The organism is Pedobacter westerhofensis, assembly GCF_900182595.1.
Lineage (GTDB): Bacteria > Bacteroidota > Bacteroidia > Sphingobacteriales > Sphingobacteriaceae > Pedobacter > Pedobacter westerhofensis.
The window spans coordinates 1-8562 of the sequence record NZ_FXTN01000029.1; the positions used below are offsets into that span (position 1 = coordinate 1).

The window sequence follows — 8562 nt, forward strand, 5'->3', positions numbered from 1 at the left end:
TAAGACTTAGTGGGGCATTCGCTACCACGCTCGGCAGCCAAGTCAGGGGGTCAGTTTGCACCGAAACAGAGGGGTCACTTTTACTGAAATACGCAAATATACCCGCGGGAAAAATATGATATGTTAATATGCATTTTTTTTAATAAGGAGAATCCCTATGCCATTGAATGAACCTGAACGGTTGCAAGCCGTTGATAAATTTATGAAAATTGACTTTAGCCTAGAGCAGGAACTACAGGATATCGTCAGTACTGCGGCTAAAATTTGTGATTGCCCAACGGCACTGATCAGCTTAATTGGTGAAGAAACTCAATACATAAGATTTAAACAATCTTTTGACTTTACACAAACTGCCAGAAAGGATGCCTTTTGCAATCATACAATAGACACATCAGATTTTTTTGTTGTCGAAGATGCCTCAAAAGATGACCGTTTTATGAACAACCCATTGGTACTTGGAGACCCCAATATCCGTTTTTACGCAGGCATCCCGCTTGCTACTCATGATGGATTTAATCTGGGCAGCCTCTGCGTGATAGACAAGTCCCCAAAAACAATCTCAGGGGTGAAATTGAAAATGTTGACGATGCTTGCCCGTCACGCAATGCACTTGTTTGAGTTTGAATCAGGGATATCGCTTCTCAAATCTCAGTATCTTGAGGCGAAAAAGACCGAGACTAAGCTCCTCTCTTTTTTTGAGAGTTCAACCTCAGAGCATATCATGATCGATAAGGACTATACCATTTTGGCCTTTAATAAACGGCTTAGAGACTTTATCCTGCAAGAATATCATATCGCCATAGAGAAAGGAATGAAGGTTACCGCATTTGTTCGCGAGAACTACATGGCAGAATTTTTGAACAATTGCAGCAGAGCTTTATTAGGTGAGCGCATAAGACATGAACGGCTTATCCAGTTTAAAGAATCATCCCATTGGTGTGATATCACCTATGATCCGGCAAGAAATGCAGACGGTGAAATTATAGGGATCTCGTTCAATTCAACGGATATTACAAACCGGATAGAGGAGCAAAAAAAACTGTTGCTACATCAAAATTTACTAGCAAAAACTGCATTTCTACAATCTCACGAACTACGCAGGCCAGTGGCCAATATGAAAGGTATACTGCAATTACTGAAAATCGAAAACCATTTCAACGCGTATCCTCTACTCCTTGAGATCGAAAACGATCTGGAAGAATTAGATGAAAAAATAAAAACAATTGTAGGTTTTACAGCAGTTTAATTTTGATTCATAACCGTTATTTTTGACAGGACAATTGTATCAGCGAATCACGCTGGCAAGGTATCCATGGAATAGTAACGGAATCCCCAGTTCTCATCAGAAACGAAAGCATTTAACACCTAGTCGTCTATCCTACCAGTTCCCAGTGAATACCCATCATTAGGAAAGGCATCTTTTTTTGAATAGGAATATTTTATGAGCAGTTTGCCTTTGCTGTAAAATCCCAGCATCTAGGTCGTGGATGCGGCGATGAGTAATTTGGTTCATCAAAAGACAAATGTAAACGAAGAATATGAAGATTATTAGCTATAATCTGCAGTATCATTCTTGGAACAGCAGAAAATAAGAGATTAAGGATTAGAAGAAAATGGCTTTTTTTCACGGATCACTAATTATTCCTAAGGTATACTACTGATGTTTCATAATTTACTTTATTACGTGAAAATGGTTATTGCCATGGTGTACTAGCTTTTTCCCCCGGTCTAACCCCCATTATTTGATTCTAAAATAAAGTGACCTATCTTTATAATTAATTAAATCTTGGAGCATCCAATATGAAAAGTAAATTTGCTGATTACGTCGAAGAAGTAGCTGTAACCCAGCATAGAGCTGACCAAGTTGCTCAGATGATTGACAGTTATATTTTACAGGTCAAAAAGTCCACTCACCCTTTGTCCGATGATCTAATATTCGCATTGAAAGGACTTAAAAGTCTAACTCTCGAATCAGGGGAAATATAGATCAATGAGCCCGGACAGCAAAAAAATAGTAATATCAATCTACAATTGTATGTAGATCGAATCACCATACAGGATAATTATATTTTAGTTAGAAAGCAATCAAACTTAGTATAGGGACTTACATAAATAAGGACAGGTACATCATTCCATTAGCTAAATTACTTGAATTAATACGGGCAAAGTGTATCAGGTTAGTAAATGTGCAGAATACTATCTGAAGACAAATAACCATATAAATTTAGCACCTAGGAATGATAATTTTTCAATAATTTAAGAATGGCGATTAAATTTCGGATTGAATTCATAGACGTATTGCTTGTTTAAACGAAAGAATGGGGTTTTACTAAGAGACGGGGTATAACGTCTTCAAACCGGAATTGTGGAACAAAGGTAGGGCATGTCCCCCCATTACAAAGACCTATACTTTTCCTGATTTAAATTTACGAATATCGCCATTCAAAACTATCCGACTGTTCAAGGGTGGCTACAATTAGATGTTTTTATATCGATTAAACTTTGGCCAGATGGTATAATCAGAATTATAATTAAGACTATATTTTGAAAATTCTCTATCCGTTGCTTCCCTCATTTTAATAATTAAATTGTTTGTTGGATAAAGGTATTAGATCAAGGTACTCAAAACTAACATAACTAAGACAATCTTGGAGTTAAACCTATAAAATAACTTACCGAAATAATTAATAACATTATCTTGCATTAATTTAAATAATTTTCCCTAAATTGATTTAATTGATGTTTTAACCATGAAATCTCTCAAATTAACTTGTATCGTTCTTATAACATTGATTGCATGTCTCTGTATTTTGACGGTATATACGATTATTAGGTTAGAGCGCGCGGAAGTCGTAATTAAGCAACTGACAAGCCAGAAAACTGCATTTATAATTTAAAATTGTTAGATAAGCATACCGTCTATGAAATTTATTTGTTAGGGGTAGCCGAGCACTATGCTAGGCGGCGTTTAAATCACACTCCGCTATAATAATTATTGCTTTCTTTTGAATAGTTCAGGTCGTGTGTCCTTGACGATATTCAACATTTCCTTTATTTGCAACGGGGAGGATTCACCTGGTTAGGAGTTTTGTCAATATGACCTGATTTTTTCGCAATTCAACTTGCATCAAATACCGCTCTATATTGTCCTCTTCTACGTGTTAAGTAACATTTTTCAGATGAGATGTATGGACTTAACTTTCAATTTTAAGGCTAAATAATATTCGCTAACCGGCGATCTGTTCCTAGAGTTCAACTTCTCGGATTCTAAGGGGCGGGGGAATTTCAGCAAAACATGGTATCTCATTTCAGAGTAAACTGTACAGCCCTTTGGATGCAATGTATAGTATCAAATGCTATTAATGACAGATCAAAATAAGTAATTTCTCACATCTATACTCTAAAATTATCCCACTTCCAAACTCCTGTGCTTCCTTGGTTTTCAATCACCGGCCTTTTATAGAGACAGTTCTTCACACCCAACCCCGGATCACAGTGTGCAACCCCATATTCGGCGTTGCAAAAGGCTATTCCGTAGATGGATAAATATCTTTCTTGAACGCCAAAACAAATAGTTATAGACTGCCACTCTCCCTACTCCTCCTTCTAAACCTCGTTCAGTGATTTTGCTATTAAAAACGCTCAAAACAAGTCGATCTACCCATTTGAGCGTGTTAATTATATCAGTGAAGCGTGTTTAATATTTAGATTTCAGCACCAACTTACCGTTTTCAGCGGAATCTACATGCAGGTAAGGAATAGGAGAATTCGTAAGTTCTCAAAGGAATCAAGGATTGAAATATCTACATTCTTGTTTAATATTTTAAATGATTAATTGAATAAAAAGAAGCTAGTGCAGCAAAGAATCTAAATAGTTGATGCCTTAGTTAACACCTTATTAATGGTATTTTTAAAGTGTACTTTGCAGTTTCCATGTACAACCCTTTGAATCTGAAATTGACTTTCCATACACTTATAGTTGAAGGAGATAGGAAACACGCCCAAAGATTAAGCAATTAGCCAAAGAAAATATTTCGCTTATTTAGATAAATAGAATTTACTTTTCAACTGAGGGTTGATGTACTGATGTTTGAGAATCAAAGTAGAAATTATATCATGTGGAAGGTTCTGTTGATTAAGTCTTGCAGTATTGCTATTTTTCTTATTAAAAGACAATGGATATCATCTTTACAGAGTCTTGATGGAGTTCTCTTCTGACATCATAGGAAATATGTATTTATTTGAGCTAGATTGCGATTCAATATTTACGCGGAAGGAAAGCATGTAAAGATTCGAATCATGTCCAACCTTGATACGGATTTTATAAGGAAATCTTTGACGTGTGGATAAAAGATGATCGCTTAATATCGTCTTGAAATACAAATGCTGACAACATGATGATGTGAATGTATTTATCAATGCCTATTGATTGGTAAATTGATAAAATCACCAGCCATCACGAAACGGCATATTTATATCAATTAATATGATATCTGGGAGCTGACCTGTTGAATCGGTGAGTTTCTGCAAATAGTTTAAAGTCCCCTGCCCGTTCGACTTAGTCTTCAATAAAACTTCAGTTCCAACCCAAACAAGTAGCTTGGCCGAGATAAACAGGCGTATGCTATCATCATCCACGATTAATAGATGTATGAATCTATTCATTATTGGTTTTAAATATAAAAAATTAGCTGTACGTTTTGTTACTTTTTTACGAAATATTTGTAGCATGAGGATACATCGCCTTCAAAATAATGCTATAGCCATTTTTCATTAAACAAATATTACAATAGTAGTAATTCATCACTCTTACAGAATAATATGGTGTAAAGGATGCCTCGGTATTTTTACTACAAGTGATTTGCTCCGTTCGACCTATTTAGCTTCTTGCAATATTTTTTCTGAGACACAATACAGTTAGAAAGAAATTTCTTCAACAGAAATATCAACCTTCAAACTTCTGTTATTTGAAAATTCGTCAAATACTTCACGTAGTGCTTATCTAAGTACCCGCGTATAGCCTACATCAGCATTACGGTTCTTTTGTAAATTGTTGGAGTAAATACTAACTGCAATGTCCGTTTTTAAGTCAAGTCAAATAAATGCTTATAGAACTTTCATAACAAATATTTATATTGCCTAGCATAAGCCTATAATAATACATGCCAACTTAAATTTATTCATATTTTTAATTAGCACTAATAAAGTGTACTCCTTGCCTGGGTGAAACAAAAGTGATATTCATACAAGTCACTTTAGGTCTGAAGATTATGTTAGGATTAAATATAGTATCGGAGCTATAAAAACTAATGTAAGTGATAAAAGCCAATACCAAAGTTCGGATACAGATTTTATATTTTGAGATTGAAAAGCTTGCAAGCAAAGGCGAATTTCTATCTTAATGGCCTGTCGTATTTGCTGGCAGCTATTTATAATAAAGTAAACAAATTATCAAAGATTTATTTAAAACTCAACTTGTTCGTTTTCGATAGTTATTAAGACCAAATCCCTCTAGATCTTTCAGTGGTCATGGAGAATATGAACATAAAATGCCAAAAGTTATATTTTGGTTTGTAATGGACAGGAGTTAAGATATAAGCGTCTTATATTACACCTTTATTGTTTAGCAGTCGATTTTCATTTTATAGAACCTCTATATTTGTTAGATGAACAACACTGTTAAAATAAACGTTCTACTAACTATTCTCAAACACGGTTCATTGATGATTCCTAAAAGGCTACTTATTCCAAAAACTGGATTTGCTCAACTGCGGGGAGAAGGATTAATAGATATCAATAAAATTAATAATGTATTTTACGTTAAAGTATCTGAGAAAGGAAAGGCTTTTCTGATAAATATTCAATCGGGCTTGAATTAAAGTGTCACTTAGGACAGAGTGTTAATGCCAACGAACTGGCCGTCTTTGCATCTGAAGTTAAGTAAAGCGTATTTCAAATCTGTTTCCGTCCGCTAAGCAAGAATTCAGAAACAGATCATATTTGTCCTTCTGAAATGGAGTCAACACATATCGTCTTGACTCCATATCAGTCCTGTGTGTTTCAAAAAAGTATGTTTACATTAAGTATTGAATCTCAGAAGTAGGAAGTGTTAAAACAAGAGATATGTATTCTGAGACGCCTATCCCATTTACAGAATGAAAATTTACGCCCACTGTTAATATGAAATGCACCTCCAGAAGAAAACTTAATCAGGTATCCAGTATATGGATGAAGAGACTGGCCAAAATTGGCCGACAAATTGATCACTAGCCTTTAGTTAGAAATGTGTAAGAGTATTAATTATACGTAACGTTATGATAATTACAAATGAATCAGAATTATTGGGGATGCAGAAAGTTAGTGAGGCAGTTGCTATGGTTTTGAAGGAAATGATTAACTATGCGCAGCCAGGCCTCACAACGAAAAGACTTGATTCTTATGGAGGGGCTCTACTTTCGGATGTTGGAGTAAATTCTGCTCCACTTCTCGCTTACGGCTTTCCTGGGCATACATGTATCAGTGTAAATAACGAAATTTGCCATGGAATACCTTCTAATAGTAAAATTCTAAAGGATGGGGATTTAATTAATATTGATGTCTCCGCCGAACTTAACGGATTTTGGTCAGATAATGGAGCATCATCAATTATTGGTAATGACATTCATCAGCATCAAAGGCTAATAGATGCTTCAAAAGAAATATCGAAACTAGCAATCCAAAATATAAAAGGCGGTATAAAAATTTCTGACATCGGATTATTAATAGAGACTCAAGCTAAAAAGCGAGGCTATAAAGTAATCAAAAATCTTGCTGGCCATGGAATTGGTAGAAAATTACACGAACATCCTCATAAAATATTAAACCATAGAGATAAACTCGATCAACGCAGGTTTGGCAAAAATTCAGTTATCGCTATTGAAACTTTCATCTCAACGGTATCAACATATGCTGAACAACAAAATGACGGGTGGACTATGATTGGAAATAAAGGCGGTTATGTAGCACAACACGAACATACAATAATTGTGACAAATGATAGACCAGAAATTTTGACTATAAGGAATGAGATATATAGTTAATACTGATAAACACTGGTAGAAAAGAGAGTGTAAAATAAACTGTGTCAGATAGTTATTTATTAACTTAGAAACACAGTTTATAATATGAAAAAAGATGAGCAGCTCGAATATGAGCAAATGAAGCAAAAAGCCCTAGAGCAATTGCGTTCGGGCAAATCACTGTATGGTAAGGATGGAGCATTCGCCCCTTTACTCAAAAGCTTTCTGGATTCGGCTTTGGAAGCTGAATTAGATAGCCATCTGGATGCTGATGAACGCCTTTCTGGTAATCGAAAGAACGGTAAAACTAGCAAAGAAGTCAGAACATCCTCAGGAACTATTTCAATCGATACCCCAAGGGATCGCAGCGCAACTTTTGAGCCAGAGATCATCCGTAAGCGGGAAACTATCCTTGCTGAGAGCCTGGAATCAAAGATTATCGGCATGTATGGTTTAGGCATGAGCCCAAGAGATATCTCCAAACATATCAAGGATATGTACGATACTGATATCAGCCACGCCACCTTATCAGCCATTACAGACAAGATTATTCCTGAGGTGAAGGAATGGCAATCGCGCCCACTGGACGATCTTTATACCATTGTCTGGCTGGACGCGATGCATTATAAAGTAAAAGAGGATCATCGAATGATTTCTCATGCAGTCTATAATATTATTGGAATAGACCGTCATGGCTATAAAGCTCTCTTAGGTATGTATGTGTCACAAAGCGAGGGGTCAAATTTCTGGCTCTCGGTATTAACCGATTTACAAAACAGAGGTGTAAAAGACATTTTGATGGCCTGTATTGATAACCTTAATGGATTCCCTGCTGCCATCGGTACAGTGTTCCCTCAAGCAGAAATCCAGACCTGCGTAGTCCACCAAATTAGAAATAGCTTTAAATATATAGCTTCCAAAGACCAGAAAACGTTTATGGCAGACCTGAAGCCCGTTTATAAAGCAGATACTCTTGAACAGGCCGAACTCAGGCTTGATGATCTGGAAGCTAAATGGGGTAGAAAATATGAAAAGGTGATTGAGTCCTGGAGAAATAACTGGCCAAAGCTGACAAGCTATTTCAGATATGATGCTGATGTACGTCGACTAATTTATACCCCCAATACGATTGAGGGATTTCATCGGCAGGTACGCAAGGTGACCAAAACTAAAGACGCATTTACCTCTGATATGGCACTATTAAAGCTCATTTACCTGGCTCACAATAACATCAGCCAGAAATGGACTATGCCTTTGAGTAATTGGGCAATCACTGCTCAGAAACTTGCTATTTGGTTTCCTGGTCGAATGATATTAGATTTGAATTAAATATTCAAGGCATCAATCCTTATGAATCAATGCCCTGACACAGTTTATTTTACAGACCCGTAGAAAACTAGTATACTGAATGGATATTCTGGAGGATGCTGACCCCACTAGATGTGCATAAATAAAGAACTGATTTAGGCTTGCAGTTTTGTAAACCCTGTCATTCCGGCGCATA

Annotated in this window: 3 protein-coding genes; all 3 read left to right on the top strand. The window is 36.1% G+C overall.

From position 1 onward, the window contains the following. Positions 1-157 precede the first annotated feature (157 nt). The 3 genes from FN831_RS27405 to FN831_RS27420 all read left to right on the top strand — a co-directional run bounded on the left by FN831_RS27405 (position 158) and on the right by FN831_RS27420 (position 8387). A complete protein-coding gene (locus tag FN831_RS27405; RefSeq protein WP_142531405.1) occupies positions 158-1246 on the top strand; it encodes a GAF domain-containing protein in 1089 nt (362 codons plus the stop codon). 5068 nt (positions 1247-6314) lie between these two features. Continuing rightward, positions 6315-7079: a type I methionyl aminopeptidase gene (gene map / locus FN831_RS27415; RefSeq protein WP_142531407.1), complete on the top strand. Its 765-nt coding sequence runs from the start codon at positions 6315-6317 to the stop codon at positions 7077-7079. A gap of 84 nt (positions 7080-7163) precedes the next feature. Further along, positions 7164-8387 carry an IS256 family transposase gene (locus tag FN831_RS27420; RefSeq protein ID WP_142531408.1) on the top strand — a complete coding sequence of 408 codons (1224 nt, stop codon included), beginning with the start codon at positions 7164-7166 and terminating at the stop codon, positions 8385-8387. Positions 8388-8562 lie beyond the last annotated feature (175 nt).

Bases quoted from the DNA above. Each gene is read 5' to 3' on its own strand.
- FN831_RS27405 (WP_142531405.1), top strand. From the start codon at position 158: ATGCCATTGAATGAACCTGAACGGTTGCAAGCCGTTGATAAATTTATG.
- map (WP_142531407.1), top strand. From the start codon at position 6,315: ATGATAATTACAAATGAATCAGAATTATTGGGGATGCAGAAAGTTAGT.
- FN831_RS27420 (WP_142531408.1), top strand. From the start codon at position 7,164: ATGAAAAAAGATGAGCAGCTCGAATATGAGCAAATGAAGCAAAAAGCC.